The 19,461-nt window shown below is 57.1% G+C and carries 19 protein-coding genes; 5 read left to right on the top strand and 14 right to left on the bottom strand.

Annotation, left to right across the window (positions count from 1 at the left end; translation table 11 throughout):
* Positions 1-32 precede the first annotated feature (32 nt).
* The 4 genes from U5K34_RS08580 to senA all read right to left on the bottom strand — a co-directional run bounded on the left by U5K34_RS08580 (position 33) and on the right by senA (position 6,131).
* The gene (locus U5K34_RS08580; RefSeq protein WP_322567969.1) at positions 33-1,388 is read right to left on the bottom strand and encodes an MBL fold metallo-hydrolase; all 1,356 of its coding nucleotides are present in this window, start codon (positions 1,386-1,388) and stop codon (positions 33-35) included.
* 359 nt (positions 1,389-1,747) lie between these two features.
* Complete coding sequence (locus tag U5K34_RS08575; RefSeq protein WP_322567968.1) at positions 1,748-2,386, bottom strand: hypothetical protein; 639 nt, start codon at positions 2,384-2,386, stop codon at positions 1,748-1,750.
* A 166-nt stretch (positions 2,387-2,552) separates the two neighbouring features.
* Positions 2,553-4,814: a selenide, water dikinase SelD gene (gene selD, locus U5K34_RS08570; protein WP_322567967.1), complete on the bottom strand. Its 2,262-nt coding sequence runs from the start codon at positions 4,812-4,814 to the stop codon at positions 2,553-2,555.
* A gap of 18 nt (positions 4,815-4,832) precedes the next feature.
* The gene (gene senA / locus U5K34_RS08565; protein WP_322567966.1) at positions 4,833-6,131 is read right to left on the bottom strand and encodes a selenoneine synthase SenA; all 1,299 of its coding nucleotides are present in this window, start codon (positions 6,129-6,131) and stop codon (positions 4,833-4,835) included.
* A 183-nt stretch (positions 6,132-6,314) separates the two neighbouring features.
* Here senA and senB point away from each other — a divergent pair, with 183 nt between their 5' ends.
* Entirely contained in the window at positions 6,315-7,262 is a 948-nt protein-coding gene (senB, locus tag U5K34_RS08560; RefSeq protein WP_322567965.1) for a selenoneine biosynthesis selenosugar synthase SenB, read from the top strand.
* Positions 7,263-7,288: 26 nt separating this feature from the next.
* Here senB and U5K34_RS08555 read toward each other — a convergent pair whose 3' ends face one another.
* The 6 genes from U5K34_RS08555 to U5K34_RS08530 form a co-directional block, all read right to left on the bottom strand.
* The gene (locus U5K34_RS08555; RefSeq protein ID WP_322567964.1) at positions 7,289-8,320 is read right to left on the bottom strand and encodes a GNAT family N-acetyltransferase; all 1,032 of its coding nucleotides are present in this window, start codon (positions 8,318-8,320) and stop codon (positions 7,289-7,291) included.
* Positions 8,321-8,431: 111 nt separating this feature from the next.
* Positions 8,432-8,971, bottom strand: a complete 540-nt coding sequence (locus U5K34_RS08550; protein ID WP_322567963.1) for a manganese efflux pump MntP family protein — start codon at positions 8,969-8,971, stop codon at positions 8,432-8,434.
* Between the two features lie 35 nt (positions 8,972-9,006).
* Positions 9,007-9,534 (bottom strand): cytochrome b, encoded by a 528-nt coding sequence (locus tag U5K34_RS08545; protein WP_322567962.1) that lies wholly within the window; start codon positions 9,532-9,534, stop codon positions 9,007-9,009.
* Between the two features lie 577 nt (positions 9,535-10,111).
* Positions 10,112-10,465 carry a hypothetical protein gene (locus tag U5K34_RS08540; protein ID WP_322567961.1) on the bottom strand — a complete coding sequence of 118 codons (354 nt, stop codon included), beginning with the start codon at positions 10,463-10,465 and terminating at the stop codon, positions 10,112-10,114.
* Between the two features lie 160 nt (positions 10,466-10,625).
* A complete protein-coding gene (locus tag U5K34_RS08535; RefSeq protein ID WP_322567960.1) occupies positions 10,626-11,606 on the bottom strand; it encodes a hypothetical protein in 981 nt (326 codons plus the stop codon).
* A gap of 161 nt (positions 11,607-11,767) precedes the next feature.
* Positions 11,768-11,989 carry a hypothetical protein gene (locus U5K34_RS08530; protein WP_322567959.1) on the bottom strand — a complete coding sequence of 74 codons (222 nt, stop codon included), beginning with the start codon at positions 11,987-11,989 and terminating at the stop codon, positions 11,768-11,770.
* 196 nt (positions 11,990-12,185) lie between these two features.
* Here U5K34_RS08530 and U5K34_RS08525 point away from each other — a divergent pair, with 196 nt between their 5' ends.
* Both U5K34_RS08525 and U5K34_RS08520 read left to right on the top strand, forming a co-directional pair.
* The gene (locus U5K34_RS08525) at positions 12,186-12,599 is read left to right on the top strand and encodes a secondary thiamine-phosphate synthase enzyme YjbQ (protein WP_416224068.1); all 414 of its coding nucleotides are present in this window, start codon (positions 12,186-12,188) and stop codon (positions 12,597-12,599) included.
* A gap of 155 nt (positions 12,600-12,754) precedes the next feature.
* Complete coding sequence (locus U5K34_RS08520) at positions 12,755-12,961, top strand: DUF6316 family protein (RefSeq protein ID WP_322567957.1); 207 nt, start codon at positions 12,755-12,757, stop codon at positions 12,959-12,961.
* 23 nt (positions 12,962-12,984) lie between these two features.
* Here the strand turns inward: U5K34_RS08520 and msrA are convergent, their stop codons facing one another.
* A complete protein-coding gene (gene msrA / locus U5K34_RS08515; RefSeq protein WP_322567956.1) occupies positions 12,985-13,632 on the bottom strand; it encodes a peptide-methionine (S)-S-oxide reductase MsrA in 648 nt (215 codons plus the stop codon).
* Between the two features lie 163 nt (positions 13,633-13,795).
* Here msrA and U5K34_RS08510 point away from each other — a divergent pair, with 163 nt between their 5' ends.
* Complete coding sequence (locus U5K34_RS08510) at positions 13,796-14,806, top strand: 2Fe-2S iron-sulfur cluster-binding protein (RefSeq protein WP_322567955.1); 1,011 nt, start codon at positions 13,796-13,798, stop codon at positions 14,804-14,806.
* Between the two features lie 180 nt (positions 14,807-14,986).
* Here U5K34_RS08510 and U5K34_RS08505 read toward each other — a convergent pair whose 3' ends face one another.
* From U5K34_RS08505 to U5K34_RS08495, 3 genes are all read right to left on the bottom strand, one after another.
* Complete coding sequence (locus U5K34_RS08505) at positions 14,987-15,892, bottom strand: HDOD domain-containing protein (protein ID WP_322567954.1); 906 nt, start codon at positions 15,890-15,892, stop codon at positions 14,987-14,989.
* 112 nt (positions 15,893-16,004) lie between these two features.
* Complete coding sequence (locus U5K34_RS08500; RefSeq protein WP_322567953.1) at positions 16,005-17,729, bottom strand: potassium channel family protein; 1,725 nt, start codon at positions 17,727-17,729, stop codon at positions 16,005-16,007.
* 16 nt (positions 17,730-17,745) lie between these two features.
* On the bottom strand, positions 17,746-18,129 hold the full coding sequence (locus U5K34_RS08495) for a DUF6394 family protein (protein ID WP_322567952.1): 384 nt from the start codon (positions 18,127-18,129) through the stop codon (positions 17,746-17,748).
* A 317-nt stretch (positions 18,130-18,446) separates the two neighbouring features.
* Between U5K34_RS08495 and U5K34_RS08490 the strand changes: the two genes are divergently transcribed.
* Entirely contained in the window at positions 18,447-19,451 is a 1,005-nt protein-coding gene (locus U5K34_RS08490) for a zinc-dependent alcohol dehydrogenase family protein (RefSeq protein ID WP_322567951.1), read from the top strand.
* Positions 19,452-19,461: the final 10 nt, after the last annotated feature.

The following is a 19,461-nucleotide window of genomic DNA, read 5'->3' as shown; positions in this document are numbered from 1 at the left end:
GGGAGAAATGGCGGGTTCAGGCGCGACGATATTTACGCTGCGCTTTTTTGTTGCTGCCACGCCGTCATGGAGCCCAGGTACACATCCACGTTTTTGTAACCGGCACGCTCCAGCACACTGGCCGCGATGGCGGCGCGCTGGCCACTGGCACACATGACAGTGTAGGCCTTGTTGCTGTCCAGCTCGTTCAGCTTATCGGGCAGTTCACCCACATAGGTATGCACCGCTTCTTGCATGCGGCTCGCCTCGACTTCGTCAATTCCACGGACATCCAGTAACTGCCAGTCGGCCGGTTGCCTGTTCAGGCGCTGTTCGACGGTGGCCGTATCGACAAAGTCGATTGACTCGAATGGCTCGCCGGCGGTCACCCAGTCCATGATACCCGCCAGGTAACCTTCGACCCGATCGAGGCCGATGCGACCGAGATGACGGGCAGCCTGCCAGGCCTGATCGGCATTCTCGGCAATCAGGACCAGTCGCTGTTCCGGTTTGATCAACCAGCCGGCGAACGCCGGGATCATCGCTTCGGGCACACACAGGGAGCCCGGCAGGTGTGCCGAGGCATAGGCTTCGGTGCTGCGCACATCGATCCGGATTACCTGATCGCCCAGGTCCTTGATATCGTCGACACCCAGCGCGGCCGGTTCCGGATGCATCGGGTCTGTACCGCTCAGGTTCAATTGCTCCATAACCCGGAAGTACGGCGGCTGATAATGATGCTCGGCCACCTTCACCTTGATAAATTCATGGCGATCGGTGATCTGCAGACGTGGATTATTCTGCCGCTCGTGTCCCAGTGTAGAGAACTCGCGATCGGCCATGCCGCTGCCACAGACCGACCCGGCGCCGTGCGCCGGCAGCACGATCGCCTGATCGCCCAGGGCCAGAATCCGTTGCAGGCTGTCGTACAACAGTCCGGCGACTTCCTCGGCCCGCTCCGGGTAAAAGTCGGTCCGCCCGACATCGCCGATGAACAGGGCATCGCCGGTGAATACGGCAACAGCGTCCTTGCCACTGGCATCGTCATAGACCGCGATAGAAATGCTGTCGTCGGTGTGTCCGGGCGTTTCCATCACCTTCAGGCGCAGATCGCCCAGTTGCACCGTCTTGCCATCGCGAACGGTTTGCGCATAGCGCACCTCGCCGGCCGCATGGGGGCCATGATAAACCGTCGCCCCGGTGCGTTCGGCCAGCAGGCCGGCTCCGGAGACCAGATCCTCGTTGCGATGGGTTTCAAATACACAGGTTATGCGGACGTTATTCGCCGCGGCAATTTCTTCATAGACTTCGATATCCCGGCGCGGATCAATTACGGCCGCCTGGCCGTCGGCGCCGATGATATAGGACAGATGAGCCAATCCGGGGGATTTGATTTTTTCCAGAAACATATGCATCTCCTTTTACGTTTTCTCTCGCCAACCAGTAACCTGACCGGTAATTGCAGTATCAACAGCACGGCCAGATAACGATATCCTTTCGCTTCATATGGTCATACGCGCCGCAACGGTCAGCTTGAGTATAGGAAATGCTGTGAGGATAAGAAGGCCCGCTTGCAACCCGGGCAGACGCATCAATAGCGATATAAATTGTGGCAGTTGATAATTATCAATCAATGCACCCTTCGGGTGCAGGGACGAGTGACGAGGTACGAGGGGCGAGGGACGAGGGACGAGGGACGAGTAAAAGCCGATCGTGCAGGCCCGCAGGGTGCTGTGGCCGGTCTGCCAGTTTGCTCGTCAAAAAATTGTTAATTTTCCCCGTAGGGATCATCCATCAGCAAGACGCTGAGATAGGGGGCGTAGGTCAGTACCGCCCCCTGCACAATGCCCAGGTCATTGAATGCATCCACCACCTGTTCCATACAGGATTCATTCTCCGGATCATCCTTCAGTGCTTTCAGGGCAGCGAGCAACGGCTTGATCTCCTCGTCAGCCACATATTGCTCGAGCATCTGGATGGCCTCTTCAAGCCGGGCGGGACGAATGGATTTACCGAGGTATTTTGATCTTTTTGACTCTGGTTCGTCGAATTCCGGCGGTTCGTCAAAAACATTGCCGGCGATCCCGGCCGGTTGAGTATCTGCCTCGGAATCAGTAAAGCCATTGGATACCTGCACTATCTGTTGCTGCAGCGCCACGACAAACTGGTTAAATTCATCGGCGCTGGGATTATCCATCAATAACGACAGCAATGGCTCGGGTTCGGCACGGCCATAAAACTCGACACAGGCATTGTTGACAATGGGCTCGGGATCCAGCACCGACAAACCAAGCGTGATCTTCTCTTCTTTAAATGGCGTCTTTATTCGCACATGGATGACGTCATTAATAATCTCAAACTCCCGGGTGCCTTTTAAAAAGCGTTTCTGGACAAGTTTCATGGTCATGGCAGTGTGATTGCTCGTCGATGAAGGGCCGCGAGGCAGGATAATGCAAACCGTGCTCGTTTGCCACCGGCCCCGGGCCTTTTGAAAATGTCAGGTAGCGTTGCGCACAACCTGACCTGCGCCTCTGCGCACCTTCCAGGAATCGTTATTCAGTACAATCCGCAGGCTACTGGATGCGAATGGAGGCGTCCCTGTCCGAACGGGGTTCAACTTTACCGATGATTACCGCCGTCGGATAGCCCATGCCGTGCAGCGTTTCAATGCAGGCACTTACCTTTTCCCGAGGGATGCCGGCGAGCAGGCCCCCGGCGGTTTGCGGATCGTATAACAGAGGATAGGCCGGGTGATGTGAAACCCGCTCGACATCGTCAATGGCACGCCGCAGGCGCAGGTTTTGCGGCTGAAGGGATGAGAGGATACCCGCCTCAACGGTTTGCAGGGCGCCATCCAGTATGGGTAATGCATCCATATACAGCGTGGCATCAACGTCCGAGGCCCGGGTCATCTCGATCAAATGCCCGACGAGACCGAAACCGGTAAGGTCGGTACACGACGTTGCCCCGTGTTGCCGCAAACACCGTGCAGCCTGTTGACTCGAGATCAGCATCGACTGGATGGCCGCGTCGATCCAGCGCCCTTTGGCTTTCGCGCGCATTTCTGCCGCCAACAGCGTTCCTGTACCGATAGGTTTGGTCAACACAAGCGCATCACCCGGCTGCAAACCCTGCTTGCGCAAGGCGGTATCGGGATCAAGCAGGCCGTTGACGGTCAATCCAAAGGCCAGCTCCGCGCCTTCGCTGGAGTGTCCGCCGGCCAGCACGGCGCCGGAAGATTCAAGAACCTGTATGGCCCCGGCCAGTACATCATACAGCGTTTCTTCCACAATACGTTCACGTCCGTAGGGGACGGTGGCAATCGCCAGCGCCGATTGCGGTTCGGCCCCCATGGCAAAAACATCTCCCAGGGCATGGTTCGCGGCAATGGCGCCGAATGTATAGTTGTCATCGATAAAGGCACGAAAATAATCAACGCTCTGCACCATCACCTTGTCTTTGGGCAGGGTCAGCATGGCGCAATCATCGGGGGAGTCCCGGCCGATCAATACATCGTCACGTTGAGTGTCGGGCAGACGCTGCATCACCCGGGACAGCACCGTGGCGCCCACCTTCGCGCCACAACCACCACAACGCATGGCCAGCGTGGACAGTTCTTTTATCGCTTCTGCATCGGCGATACCACTGGCCAGTTCAGGGCTGTCTTCCTCGTCCATCTCGGGCAGCTCGTTATACTTGAGCATGAAGCGACGATCGATCCAGTCCTTGACGGTCCATAACCAGGCCGACGCATAGGACCAGTTCCCGCGCGATGCCACGGCGTATTGATCGCCGGTGCTGATCAGCCCGAGGAAATTCTTTTGGGGCCGGTAACGACGCAAGCGCCGGCCTGTCGCGGCGGCCGGGAGATTATGCGCGAGTACGGGTCCCTGGCGCACGGCAAACACCCCGGACTTGGGCCGTGAATCGGGTAATGAGGCGACATCCCCCGCCGCAAACACATCCTGGTGAGACAGTGACTGCAGATGCTCATCCACCCTGATAAAACCGGCTTCATCTACTGCAAGACCGGCTTTGGCCGGCCAGGCCGGCGCGGAGGCCGAAGTTACCCAGAGTACGGCGTCCGCATCATACGCCCCGCCCTCGGCGGTAAGCACCTTGTCCGCCCTGACCTCGGTCACCCGTGCCCCGGTTTTGACCGTGATATGGCGTTGCCGCAGAATCCGCTCGAAACGGTGCCGCACCCCGGCATTGTGCATGTACATAATGTCGTCGCTGGCACTCAACAGCGTGTAAACCACGTTTTCGGGATCCTTGCCGGCCGCTTTGAGTATTGTCTGCAAGCGCAGCTGCGTGGATAACGCCAGCTCCACGCCCCCGGCCCCGCCGCCGACGACCACGATGCGAAACGGCCCCTTGCTCACGCGGACGCGTTCGATCAGCTGTTCCCATTTATCCAGAAAGACATCGATGGGTTTCACGGGCAACGCGAACTCATCCACCCCCGGGATATCTGTGCTGACCGGTCGTGAGCCGGTATTGATCGACAAAATATCGTACGCAATCGGTGGACGCCCGCTGGCATATACCAGCTTGTTATCCAGATCCAGCGATTCGACCTCGGCATGATAAAGGCGCGCACCGGCAAAGCGGGCCAGCGGCCCCAGGTCGATATGGCACTCGTCATAGTCATAATGGCCGGCGATGAAACCCGGCAGCATGCCTGAATAGGGCGTATGAATATCCCGTGTAAGCAGGGTAACCCGCAAACCCGGAACCGGCCGCATACCGAGCCGCCTTAAAACTGTAACGTGGGAGTGGCCCCCGCCGATGAGGAGCAGGTCTTTAACAACCGGCGCGTCTGTCTTATGCATAACGATTCAACAGCTCTGTCAGCGTTCGGCGCAGGTCCGAAAACCGGCGAAAACATCGTTGCGTTCAGGACCGTAGTAGGTCCGCCAGGTATTGCGAATCATCCGTGCGCGGGTCGGCCAGGCGCCGCCGCGCAGGACCCGGGTTATCCCGAACAACGGCTGCGAGTAGTCCCCGTACATATCCGGTTCAAAACCGGGATAGGGCCCAAACGTGTCCCCGGTCCATTCCCAGACGTTGCCGATCATTTGCCGGCAGCCGAAGGCACTGTCGCCAGCGGCATGCGCGCCAACGTCCACCGTGCCCAGGGCGTAGCCATCCAGATTGGCCTGATCCGGGCGCGGCGGTTCATCGCCCCAGGGAAAGCGGCGCTTGACGGGCGATAAACTGCGGCCGTCCTGTGAAGGCTCGGCGGCAGCCGCCGCTTCCCACTCGGCTTCTGTCGGCAGGCGCCGACCGGCCCAGCGACAATAGGCCTGGGCCTCATGCCAGCAGACGTGGTTCAACGCCGCATTCATGGGCATCGGCTGCCACTGATCGAATTGTTTGATCTTCCAGCCGTCGGCATCAAGACGCCAGTAGACGGGATGTTCGAGCCGAACCTGGTTACGCCATTGCCAGCCTTCGTCATCCCAGTATTCACGTTTGTTGTAACCGTCGGCTTCGACAAAGCGCAGAAAATCGCCGTTGCTCACCGCCGCCCTGGCGATGGCAAAGGGTTCGAGCTCGACAGGATGTGCCCATTTCTCATTATCGAAGACAAAGCCCTCGGCGGGTCTTGCCCCGAGCATGAATTCACCACCGGGTATTCTGGCATCGCCTTCCAGGCCACCGGCATCCAGGATACGGTAGCCCGGCCGGCCGATGTCGGGTTCGGGATAATTCAGTGTCTGGCGGGTATAGGTATAGGCCTCATTGTGCATGTCATGATGAAAAACCGCATATTGGGCGAGGTAATCCCGCTGCGCATCCTCGCCGCTGGCCAGAGAAGCTTTTACCTGTTCCCTGACCGTCTGGATATAGTCCAGTGTCTGCGGCATGCCCGGCAGCGGCAGATCCCAGCGATCGTCATGCCCGATCGAAATCGAGTCGTACAACCGATCGGCATCCTCGCGGATCGGTGATTTTTTCAGGTGCTCTCGCAAGACCCAGAATTCATAAAAATAGGCCGCATGGCCTATCTCCCAGCGCAGCGGGTTAACGGTGGACAGCCGGGGACCCATCAATTGTTCCGCCGAGAGACCGTCAATCAGCGCCAGGGTGCGCGCGTGGGCGTCATCGATTTGCTTTGCGATTTGATCCGGATTAAGTTTATACATGCCTGAGTGACTCGGGTTATCATCTTTGATCAGCAAGCAAATCCATGTACGACAAGCAAGACACGATTTTTTGCATGAATAAATTTAGTATAAAGTTGCAAGGCCGGGCCCGCAATGCCCTGTCAAAGACAACGCAGTGGCCTGAAAACAATTATTTTTCTACCATCTTGACGTAATAAACTTATGCGCATCCTTCTGGTCACCCCCGCACCGCCAAAATCCCGGGCCGGCAACCGGACCACCGCTGCCCGCTGGGCCACGATCCTGACCGCGCTCGGTCATCGTGTGGCGATCAGCACCGACTTCAGCGGCCAGAACGCGGATATGATGATCGCGTTACACGCCTGGCGCAGCGCCGAACCCATCCGGCAGTTTGCCGAGGCATTCCCCCAACGCCCCCTTGTTGTGGCCATCACCGGCACCGATGCCTACCGTTTTATACATACTCACCCCGATACCACCCTGCAATCGATCCGCCTGGCCAGCCACCTGGTCGGCCTGCATGATCTGATCGGCAATACACTGCCAGAGGATCAGCGCAACAAGCTGCACGTCATTTACCAGTCGGCAAAATCCGTCCCCCGGCGCCAGCCATACCGGCGGTTATTTCATGTCTCGGTAATGGGGCATTTACGCGAGGAAAAGGATCCCCTGCGACCGGCGCTCGCCGCCCGTCTCCTTGCGCCCGACAGCCGCATCCAGGTGCATCAGTACGGTAAAGCGCACAGTGACGACTGGGCTGTACAGGCGCGCGCCGAGATGCAGGCCAACTCCCGCTATACATGGCACGACGAAATTCCCCACTACCGAATTCGACAGGTCTACCAGCGCACCCATCTGCTGGTATTGCCTTCGCGCATGGAGGGTGGGGCCAATGTCATTTCCGAAGCCGTTGTGGCCGGCGTGCCGGTCATCGCCTCGGACATCGAAGGGTCGATCGGACTGCTGGGTGAAGATTACCCCGGCTATTACCCGGTGGAAAACGAGCAGGCCCTGGCCGATCGCCTGCACAGGGCGGAAACCGACAGCCCCTTCTACAAAAAGCTCGAACAGGCCTGCATTGCCAAACAGCCGTTGTTCACCCCCGAAAACGAGAGCCAGGGATGGAAACACCTTTTAAGCAAACTCTGAGCAGCGCGGCCCGACGATGGAATGTGTCAGCGGCCTCTGAACATGTTTTTCAACCGGGCAACAAACTGTTCATACCACCCTGCCGGTTTGATGCTTTTGACACAACTCAACGCGAAACGCTCCCGGCGTTCGGACATCCAGTCCGGCTTGTAGGCATCATTGCCCGTCAAAAAATCGATCTCCTCGACCCGGTCGGTGTCGATCACATACGCCATCAAAAACGCGGTCAGGATGGAGCCCGGTGACCAGGGCTTCCACGCCTCGTCATACGCCAGCCGAAAGATGCTCGCCTTGCCGTGCAATACAAACCACAACTGCGCGGCGACGGGCTTGCCCGCGACATACAGCACCGCCAGCCGGGTCCAGCCCGGCCCGGAAAAGCCGGCCACCATCCCGTCAACCAGATCCGTATATTGCTCATTCGCCTTCCAGCTGGCACCGTAGACCGCGTAATAATCGGCCATGGCGTCGGGCACCTCATCGCCACAAAAAAGGCGAATGTCATAACCGTGTTCGCGCTCGAGCTTGCGTCGCTTGCGGGCAATTGTATTGCGCAGCCGGGCCGGGCGTGACGCGATATAGTCCTGATAGGACTCGCCCTGCACACGATAAATCCAGTTATACAGCCGAAATCGACGATAAAAGCTGAATCCGACCGCTGCCATCGCCCGTTGCAGATCATGCACCCGGCCATCATCGTCGGCCACCGGCTTCAGAAGCAATGAATCGACCGGCAGCTGCGCCAGCCCCCGGGCCAGGCAATCGAGAACTTGCGGCTGATCAGTATCCGCCAGCAGCAGACTATAAAATGGCGTGTAACGATGACTGAGGGCGTACCAGGTATTACCGGCACATTTGGCCAGCGGCAGAATGGCCATCACCTGCTCCCCGTCCACCACGCAGGCCAGCAGCATCGTCTGATCCGCATCCAGCCCGAAGGCCACCAGATTCTCAAACCACGCTCGCGAGAGAAAGATGCTCTCCTTCTCCCCCTGCGCGAAAAGCGCATTCGCACTCGCTGGTAGCTCGCCCCAGTCAGCGTAACAGACAAACCTCATCAAAGAACCTGGCTGTAGTGATAATTAGCGGAAATTCAAGCTGGCCGGATAAATCCTAATATAAAGAGTTATTGTTTATCACCGACCGGTTTTAATATCTGCAGCAGGGTTTTATGTAAATAAAATTTTCAAGCCGATCAGCACAAGTATAATACCACCTGCAAATTCGGCTTTACTCTCTAGCCAGGTTCCACTTCTGACCCCAATAAACACACCAACCCAACTAAAAACAAAAGTCGTCAGCCCGATAACAAGGCAGGCAACAAACGGATTTACCTCTAGCAGGGCTAATGTGAATCCGGCCGCCATTGCATCAATGCTTGTTGCTATCGCAAGCACTAACATGACTCTGTGCGTAATATTCGATATATCCTCTTCTATTCCCTCCGAAAAGGATTCATAAATCATTTTCCCGCCGATCAACACAAGAAGAAAGAATGCAACCCAATGCGCATATTCTTCAATCCAGCCCAGGACACCTTTCCCTCCAAGATAACCGATCAGCGGCATTAGCATCTGGAAAAGCCCAAAATATACTCCAGACTTGACAGCCAGAGCGTGAGGTGTTGTTTTTTGTTTGGCCCCCAGACCAATCGATACGGCAAAAGCATCCATGCTTAGTGCAATTGCCAAAAGCGCTACTTCAATCATCTATTGATCCTTCCGCTACCCTCCAGACAGAACTTTTACATATCTGCCGGAGTTTCCTGTTGCCCGCGAACGGCGTAGTGCCTGATTGCACCGATAAGATGCAACACAAGCAAAGCCGGAAGAATATATAGACCCGCATTTACATGAATCCACTCTATGGGCTCATGGATAATCGAAAAACTTCCCAGCGGAATACAAACGGAAAACCACCCGAAAACATCCATGCATTCACCTTCTGTAAACAGATACATCGGTCCTGTAATAATCAGTAATACCAAAAATGCCAATATCGCCCTGTGTACGATATAGGCAGCCCGGCGCTCCAGAGCGCTTTTCCCGATATTCTCCGGAAAACCCTCGTACAGTCTGAATATTAATCGCCATACCACGAACAGAAACACAAAGAAACCCAACGATATATGAATCGCTATCACATATTCCTCAACCACCTCTGAAGGCGCGAACGACGCCGCAAATCCCAGCGTAAGCATGACAACAACAAGTAGCGCGGTTATCCAGTGATTGATCGTCGATATTGCAGAGTAGCGGTCGTTGCCGGACATTTTCTTCCTCATTAATCAATGGTCAAGACAATTATACAGACACCATTCGGTCTGAATCCCGTGAGGCGGACATTACGAACGATATTCAAAAACATTTGCATAACCTCAATCCTATCAAGCTTTCGCTTCTTTTCGACATACACAGACCTGACTTTTTACCCGGGTATCAGGGTTCACCATGATCCTGACTCGAGGACATTCGGTGGGAGCCTGTTTACGAAATTTAGGCGGCCACGATTTGTACCAAATTAGATGGAGCTGCCCGATACCGCTTTGCTCTATCGGGCCTACTGGCCAAATAACTGTTCCAGATTCATGCCCACTTTATACTTTGGCTAATCCAGTAGGTCACGCTGGCGTTAGCCTGCGTGACACCCCTGCGATATGGAGAATGTCAGGTAGCGCTACGCGCAACCTGACCTACCTACCCGTCTGCACACCTTTTAGGAACAGTTATTTAGAGTCTGTTTTCGAAATTCAGCTCGCTCACAGGATGTACCATTTCGATAAACTGGATGCCGGCCCCGGCTTAGAGCATGCCGGGGCAGGCTCTCCGCCGGCATGACGACAATGGCGACTAATCGAGAGTGGCGCCCATTTTTCTGGCGATGGCGGCGATTAGCGGTTCGGGGGGATAGTCCGCGTCGGCACTTTGTATATAGGTCTGCCACTGCTCGAACTGCATGGCGAGATCGGGATTGGTGCCCTGGCAGCCCAGCAGGTTGATGACATGGTCACCCACTTCCCATGGCCCCTCACCGGTGATCTCACCTTCGACGACATGCGTCTGTTTCCAGGGCTGGCCTTCGTGCCAGTAAAGATCGAAATACAGCAGACCCTTCGGATGCGGAAAGTGATGGGCGATGACCTTCTCCTCGCCGTCGGGGGTGCGAATCATCAGCGGGGCGGTAATACTAAACAGATCAGCCATAATTTTCAGAGCAATGTTGAATTGTGAATTTTGGGTTTTGAATTATACCAGGCGCGCCCTCCGGGCGCAGGTACGAGGAACGAGTTACGAGGGACGAGGAAAGATTTCTGTCCTTTGCGTCCTCTGCGTCTTAGCGGCCTCCGCGTTATTTCCACAAACATCAAGAAATAACCGTCCGGCGGGCTGCTTCATCCCCTGTAAAATCGATCATCGCTTTCACCACCGCGGTCCAGGCAGTGGCCAGATTATCCAGGTTGTAACCACCTCCGCCCAGGGCCAGCAACCTGCCCTCACTGGTCTTGTCGGCGAGATGGCACAGGCGACGGGTGACGTGGGCGTGGCTGGCCTCGCTGTAATGCAGGTGGGTGATGGGGTCGCCCTTGAGACTGTCGGCGCCGCATTGCAGGAGGATCACCTCGGGCCGTTTTTGTTCGAGGAAGTTTTCCGCCTCGGGCCAGATCGCCAGAAACTGTTCATCGTCGGCCTGCATGGGCATGGGAATGTTCAGCTTGGTACCGGCGGCCTCGCCCTTGCCGGTCTCCTGCGAGAAACCACTGCCGGGATAAAGGTAACGGCCATCCTCGTGCACGTCGACGATAAACACCTCCGGATCATATTCGAAGCTGTAGAAAACGCCATCGCCGTGATGGGCATCGATATCGACATAGGCGATCCGCCTGATGCCGTAGACCTCGCGCAGGGTTTCGATGAGTACACCGCAGTCGTTGAAGACGCAGAAGCCGGCGGCGCGATCCCGATAGGCATGATGCAACCCGGCGATGGGAATAAAGGCGCGCGGGTAATTACCCGCCATCAGCTGGTCGAGCGCCGCCAGACCGGTACCCACCACGGTGGCGGCAGCGTCGTAAATGCCCTTGACCGCCGGGGTATCGGGATCGAGCATGCCGCGACCGCTTTTGGAAGCCGCCTCGACCTCGTCCACGTACTCGCGGGTATGAAAACGTTCGATCGCCTCGCGGCCGGCCGTGGCCGGCTCGCCACGGGTAACCTGGCTGTCCAGGCCGGATTGATGCAGGCGTTCCACGAACGCATCGTGACGCTTTGGCCCGAACGGATGCTCCGCGCCGAAGTGGTACCGGGCCAGTTGTTCGCCATGGTAGACAATGACGTTATCGGACATAGGCATAGCGTCGCTCTGACGGGGGATTTAATGCGTTGTACCTGTTTTATGTTTTTAGCATGAATCCCGGTCAGGGAAAACCGCCCCGCACAGGCCCCCGGACCAGCAATAAAAAAACGCGCCGGATGGCGCGTTGTGTGACAGGGATCGTGGGGGGAGGATCAACAGGCCGTGATGTCCGGGTGCAGGCCCTGGTGATGCAACACATCCATGACGCTCATGGGTATGTTGTGCCGCTCCTCGAATTCAACCAGCATGTCGTGGGCCTTGCTGGCCTCCACCTCCACATTATTGATATGAGGCAGGGACATCAGTTGCTCGCGCACCTCATCCAGGCGCTGGGTATCGAGTCTGTCATGAAAATGAATCTGGATTACATGCATAACATACCCCCGACAATGACAATGAATAAATAGGTCACTCAAGGTATAGGCGACCGGGGCCCGGTCCACAAGGCGGCGGCGACGAAAAAACGGCCGCGATCTTGCACGATGTGACCCACCCGGCATCCGGCGGGCGGTTCAATCGGCTTCCCCGCTCCCTTATAATGGTTCTCTCTTTTGTATGACGGGTAAGACGATGCTGGTACAGGAACAGATTACGGTCTCCACCCGTGGGCGGGGCACCTATGACATCAGCTCCGACGTGCGCGAGGTGGTCGCACGGGCCGGCATCGACACCGGCCTGTGCCATGTCTTCGTGCATCACACCAGCGCCTCGCTGATTTTGTGCGAAAACGCCGACCCGGCAGTGCGCCGGGATCTGGAAACCTTTATGGCCAATCTGGTGCCGGATGGCGATCCCATGTTCGAGCATGACGACGAGGGACCCGACGATATGCCGGCCCACGTGCGCACCATTTTGACCCAGACCGATCTGACCCTGCCGGTCAGCCAGGGCCGTTGCGCACTGGGCACCTGGCAGGGGATCTATCTGTGGGAACATCGCACTGCCGCCCATCGACGCCAGGTGACCGTGACGGTGCAGGGTTAAATCCCGAAACCGGCCGTTAACTGTTAACAAAACCGGGGCTTTTACAGTTTCATCGCCATCTGGCTACCGCCTGTCCGACCCTGTTCCCACCTGATTGATTTTTCACCCGCGCTTGACTATAGCTATAGAAGGCAAGCATCGAATGGAGGACAGGTATGAGCGAAACCCGCATTCCACGTGACGGGGAAGCCGGCCCGGTCCCCTTTCGTAGCGGTCGCTTTTTCAATATCGGCAGTCAATGGTATTTCGCCTGCCGGGAAGGGATCGATCGTGGCCCGTTCAGCACCCGCCATATGGCCGAGCTGGCGCTTTGCGAATACATTGAAAACTGCCGTCACGTCAGGCGCGCCAACGGTTTTTAAACCGCACGGCGACAACAGACTGTTCAGGCGTGTAACAGCTCGGGGCAGCGCACACCCGTGCCCCCCAGCCCGCAATAGCCGCCGGGGTTTTTCGCCAGGTATTGCTGATGATAATCCTCGGCAAAATAAAATTCCGGCGCCTCCCGAATTTCGGTCGTGATCGGCCCGTAGCCGGCCCCCTGCAGGCATTGCTGATAATGCTCACAGCTCTGTTCGGCCAGCTCGCGTTGTTCAGGGCTATAGATATAGATGCCCGAACGATACTGGGTGCCGATATCGTTGCCCTGGCGCATCCCCTGGGTGGGATCGTGACTTTCCCAGAAGCTTTGCAGCAACTGCGCGTAAGGGATCTGCTGCGGATCAAACACCACACGGACCACTTCGTTGTGGCCGGTCATGCCGCTGCACACTTCCCGGTAGGTCGGATTGGGCGTATAACCCCCGGCATAACCGACCGCCGTTGAATACACGCCGGGCAGTTGCCAGAAACCGCGTTCCGCGCCCCAGAAACAGCCCATCCCGAACATCGCCAGCTGCATGCCTTCAGGGTAAGGCGGCAGCAGCGGATGGCCGTTGACATAGTGCGCCCCGGGGACCGGCATGGCCTCCTCGCGTCCCGGCAAGGCTTCGTCGGGGCCGGGCATGGCGGTTTTTTTCATTGCGGCAAACATGCTTTTCTCCTGTTGCTGCATCAAGTCTGCTACCGGCGGGCGGACAACGCAAGCCTGTAAACCTCGGGGTTATCGGGCCAAATGGCTTTCGATTAGCCGTTTAGTCGACAGGCTGAAAATAGTATCCTGTAAGTCGATTTCAAATGACAGAGTTGACTCTATCGTGGCCAGAATCTGCATCGAACCGTCCGGCCGGGAATTCGAAGCGGCCAGCGGCGAAACCATCCTGGAAGCGGCGCTGCGTGCCGGTTTGAACGTTCCCTACAACTGTAACAACGGCAGTTGCGGGCAATGTGCGGCCCGTATCATCGAGGGGGAAATCGGAAAACATTTGCCCCATGATTTCACCTTCAAACAGCATGAGAAAGATCAGGGGCTGTTTTTAATGTGTTCAGCCACCCCCGGCTCGGACATGATCATTGAAAGCCGTACCATGGGCAATGCCGCCGATGTGCCCCACCAGGAGATCGAGGCGAAGGTGTATAAAATTGATGAGGTTGCCGATAACGTGCGGGTATTGCAATTACGCACGCCGCGCAGCCAGACCCTGCGTTTTCTGGCCGGCCAGTATGTCACCCTGCATATCGACGGCCTGGCACCGCGCAACAAGTCCGTCGCCAGTTGTCCCTGCAACGGCATGTATCTGCAGTTTCATATTCGTTATGCCGGGGAGGATCCGTTTGCACGCTATGTGTTCGAGGAGCTGACGCCCCGTTCATCTATGCGTGTCAGCGGTCCGCACGGGGAATTTACCCTGGATGAAAGTTCGAACCGACCTCTGATTTTTATCGCCAACGATACCGGTATCGCGCCCCTCAAAAGCCTGATCGAGCACTGCATTGCCCTGGAAAGCAACCAGCCCATGCATCTTTACTGGCTACTGAAAAGCCGGGCCGAGCATTACCTGTCCAATTATATTCGCTCGTTGCAGGACGCGTTGGATAACTTCCTGTATACACCGATCTTCATGGACGAACTGGATGAGGCGGCAGCCGATCCCGAACAGATCCTGCGGCAACTGGGGCAACGGATCGTCACCGACTATCCCTCTTTGGAAGCGTATGATGTGTATATGAACGGCCCCGCGGAGAAGTACCGCAGCCTGACGGATATCTTTATTGAGCACAGTCTGCCGCAAAACCGGCTATTTATCGACTCACTCAAACGTTACTGACAACACCCGAAATCAACTGCTACCCGCCTATAATACTCTCGCAGAGACGCAGAGCGCGCCGAGGATAAGCAAGATCATATTTCTTTGCGCCGTGGCGTCTTGGCGAGAGTTAAGCTTTTTCCTCCTACTGTACATCAGACCAAAACAGGCATAACCACCGAAAAACGGCGTCCAGGTCCGTCAGGCACACAGCTGTCTGGCCAACTGTTCCAGGCTGTCACCGGCCTGGATCACTTCATCGGCGATGAGTATCACGTTCTCTTCTTCGAGCCCGAGCCGCTCGAGCAGGGCTTCGTCGAGTTCCAGCACCGGGGTATCGGTCAGGCCCTGGGATGACAGCAGCGCTTCGACCAGATTCAGCAAGCCGATTAGGGTTTCATGCTCGCCATCGTAATCGGTATTGTGGTGATGACGAGCCACCGTGGCCAGCATCTGTGGCATGTCCCAGTAGCGCATGGCCATCTGGCCAAGTTCGCCGTGACTGACCCCCATCAGGTTATACTCAAGACGGTTGAGCGCCACATCGGGATGCCGCTGGACAAGCTGACTCAATGCCTGATGTTCCTGCGGAAACAGGTACCCGAGTACAAACAGGCCGATATCATGTAACAGTCCGCATAAATAGGCGGTGCCGGGGTCCGGCCGCTTTGCCGCCGGTATCTGCCCGGCCAGTTGTTGCATCAGCGCGGCACTGTAGGTGGCATGCCGCCACAGGCGCCGGGCACCCAGTACGCCGTCGGTGGAAATGTGTAACACGCGACCGACCGACAACCCCAGGGCCAGTTCCAGGGCCGGGCTCACCCCGACAACCCGCAGAACCGCATCATCAATCGCGGTTACCGGGGAATGATGAGTGAAAAAAGCGGAGTTGGCATAACTGATCAACTGAGCCGCCAGCACCGGGTCCTGTTCGACAATGTCGATCAGATCCCTGGCGTTAACCTCTTCGTGCTGGCGCAACGCCAGAATCCGGATGACCGTTTCCGGCAAGGGGGGCAAATCGCGCAAACGACGCATGCGCTCCGCCAGCTTCATACCTGCTCCCTGTTCGGCCAGTAGTTCGTCAAATGGCTTACCGGTCTCCATGGCTGTCCTCTGTTGCCTGATTCGGGTTAAATCCTTTCATCCTTGAAATTCTTCGGACCACGGGCGAAATACTTTAGGCCCGGGGCCAACAAAACATCGTTGTCGACCGCAATCAGGCCTCATCCGCCTGTTCGCGCGACCGGCTCCAGCGCCGCCATATAAGCCCGGCCGGGCGGTCCTCCCCGGTCAATACGTATTCCAGCACATTGAGATTCGCCACCAGCCACTCGACCGAGGCCTGGATCCCGTCACGACCGCATAACAGAAGTCGATCGCCGCTCTGCAGCGGCTCCTGGGCTGAGGGCAACAGGATCTCCTGCTCGGCCTCGTCACCGTCACGCTGAATCAACAAGACAATCAGTGGCAACTGCTTGCTGTACTCATGGGGGTCGGTCGTCAGATTCTGGATATCGAGGGATTCGCCGGCTTCCAGCATGGTGTGAACCGCCGGCGCGATCGCTTCGTTCAGCGTCAGCATCCAGACATGCGGCGCCTCATCGCCGGTGATACCGCCAATCCGACTGATCAGCTCATTGGCCCAGTCATCGTCATGGCGGCGGGCCAGGCGCAGAAAATTCGCCAGCAGGGGCGTTGTGATAATGGCAAAGATCTTGTGTGCGATGATGCTGCCGCGTTGCATGATCAGATCGCTTTGCACAGCATTGAAAATCATATCGTTGGCACGACTGTTCTGCCGCAGTACCGTGAACAGATCGGGGTTCAGGCCCCTGGCTGTCATCACAATCGACAGGTTATTGGCATCGTCATCGGTCCCCGCCACCAGTCCCACCGCGTGTTGTATATCGGCCTCATGCAGGGTATCGGCCTCGGTACCGCGTCCCACTACCACGCCGTCACTCGGGGTGCCGGTTCGCTCCGGCGTGGCCTCGATCACCGTGGTGGCGATCCCTTCAGCTTTGAGCCGTTCATGCACGGCCTTGCCAAACCGCCCGTAACCGCACAGGATCCAGCGGCCGGTTGGCGGGAACACCGGCTCGCGCAGGGGTTCATGTGGCACGCTGGTCATCCATTCATACAACAGATACATGCCGGGGGAATGCAGAGCCAGGGCCAGCCGGCCCGCAAAGGTATCGAACGGGTTGATAATATGGTCCGTGCCGAACGAGGCGATGTTTTTCTCGACATCGTGGGTTTCCGCCCGGGCAATGGTGCGTAAGCCGGGATTTAGCAGTTTACTGGTGATGGCAATCTTGAGATTCACCGCGTCCTCATTGGTCAGGGCCACCACGCCGGCGCAGTTGTAATACTGCAATCCGGCCTTGACCAGGTTCTCGGGAATCGATGCATCGGCACACAAACCGGGGACGAAGGTTCGATAGCCGGCCAGATCCAGCTGGTTGACCCGGTTTTGATCAATCTCCACCACCACGGCATGAATCCCCGCCTCGCTCAGGGCGCGGACCAGAAAGTTGCCGGTATCACCGTAACCGCAGATCAGATAAAACGGTTCGCTGATCCGCCGCACATTACGACGAAACGCCCTTTCTGTCAGCAAAGTACGAAAGGCCGGATCCTGAATAATGGTCAGCAGATAACCGATGGCATACAACCAGCTGATGACCGTGGCATAGATACTGAAGGTCGCCCACATGCGTTGCGCACCGGTGAACTCATAGGGAATCTCGCCGAAGCCAATAGTGGTTCCCATATAGCTGACAAAATAAAACGCATGGAAAAAATCCATGCGCCAGGGATTACCTTCATCATCCACGCCCGGGATTAACACAAACCCGAGAATCGACATCGCATAAACACTGATTAGCACGATTAGCGGGACATGCAGACGCCGCAGGAAAACGAACAGGATATTATTCATCAGGCCGGACCGTCCGTCAGCGGCGCATCATCGCTGTTTCAATCACAAACAGGACGACCGAAGTAATATTGGCCAGCAGCGCGCCGCCGGAGAGCGAAACGATGGCCGCCATCACATGCGGGGTCATACCGGTGTGCGTGACATGTTCGACCACGCCCCAGATCACAACGGCAATGATCAATTGCACATCGGCGACCAGACTGGTGGCCAGCAAGACCGCGCCAATATGGGTCCGATCGCCGAATTTCAAGACCGTGGCAATCAGGCTGATCACCAGTGCCGCATACAGCTCGTAGACATTATGGTGGACAGGGTTGTCGATATCGCCGATGAAAAAGCCGAAGTTAATCGTCAGAGCAAGCACAATAAAAAATGCGAAAATCACCTTTTCGAGGTTCATTACAGGACTCCTGTTCTTATTGGCGGACCGGTTGTCTCCCCGGTTACTCAGAGTCTAGCATTATGTCAGTCCGGGCCAAGCTTTATACCGGAATCCCGACCTCTTTGCGGGCGGTTGTCAGGGTGCTGAAGGCGCTCCCCGGAGCGACCGGCTCACGCCGTCAACCGCTGTACCTGCCAATGCTGACTGCTGGAGGGGGTATTATGGCCGTCTTCACTTGATCATCACAACGGCAACTGCGACTATTTGTCCGGCCGAAGGGCAAGCCAGTCTATCCCCCATTCACCATTTATATTGACGAACAGGGAGTCATCACCATGCAAGCTGTCGTTATGACCGGGGCGGGCGATCCGTCCGTATTACAGGTCGTGGAGCAGGACGAGCCACAACTGCAACAGCCCACCGATATCAAGGTGCAACTGCATGGGGCAGGCATCAATCCCATCGACACCAAGCTGCGTCAACGTGGCGTGTTCTTCGAGGATGCCTTGCCGGCAATTCTGGGCTGTGACGGTGCCGGGGAGGTGGTGGAAGTCGGCGACCAGGTACAACGTCACCAGGTCGGGGATCGGGTCTGGTTCTGTCACGGCGGCCTGGGTCGCGAACCGGGTAACTACGCCGAGTATACCGTGGTACCCGAAACCGTCGCCCGGCCGTTACCGGACGAGATTGATTTTACGACCGCGGCAGCCGGGCCGCTGGTGCTGATTACCGCCTGGGAAGCGCTGTATGATCGCGCCCGATTGCAAAACGGCCAGAGCGTTCTGGTCCATGCCGGCGCCGGCGGGGTCGGCCATGTGGCCATTCAGCTGGCCAAACTGGTGGGGGCGCGGGTGATCGCCACCGTCAGCGACGCGGACAAAGCCGCCTTTGTGCGCGAACTGGGTGCCGACGAGGTCATCAACTACCGGGAAACGGATGTGGTCGAGGCCGTCATGGCGCTGACCGAAGGCCGGGGCGTCGATGTGGCCTTCGACACGGTCGGCCCGGCGGTCTTCAACCAGAGTCTGTCGGCTGTCGCCCATTATGGCCAGCTGGTGACCCTGCTCGATCCGAGCAAGGAGGTTAACTGGGGCATTGCCCGCCAGCGTAATCTCGGGATCAGCTTTGAGTTAATGCTCACCCCGATGCTAGAAAATCTTCCCCAGGCCCGGGCTCACCAGGGAGACATCCTGGATCGTTGTGCCGGTTACCTGCATAGCGGGCAGTTAAAGCTGCATGTCAGCAAGACCTTGCCGCTGGCCGAGGCGATGCAGGCGCATCAGCTGATTGAAGCGGGCCACACGCGTGGCAAGATTGTATTGCAACCCGGTGCCTCCTGATCGGCCCCGT

The sequence above is a fragment of the Thiohalophilus sp. genome (assembly GCF_034521165.1).
GTDB lineage: Bacteria > Pseudomonadota > Gammaproteobacteria > UBA6429 > Thiohalophilaceae > Thiohalophilus.
This window is presented reverse-complemented; position numbering and strand designations above follow the sequence as displayed.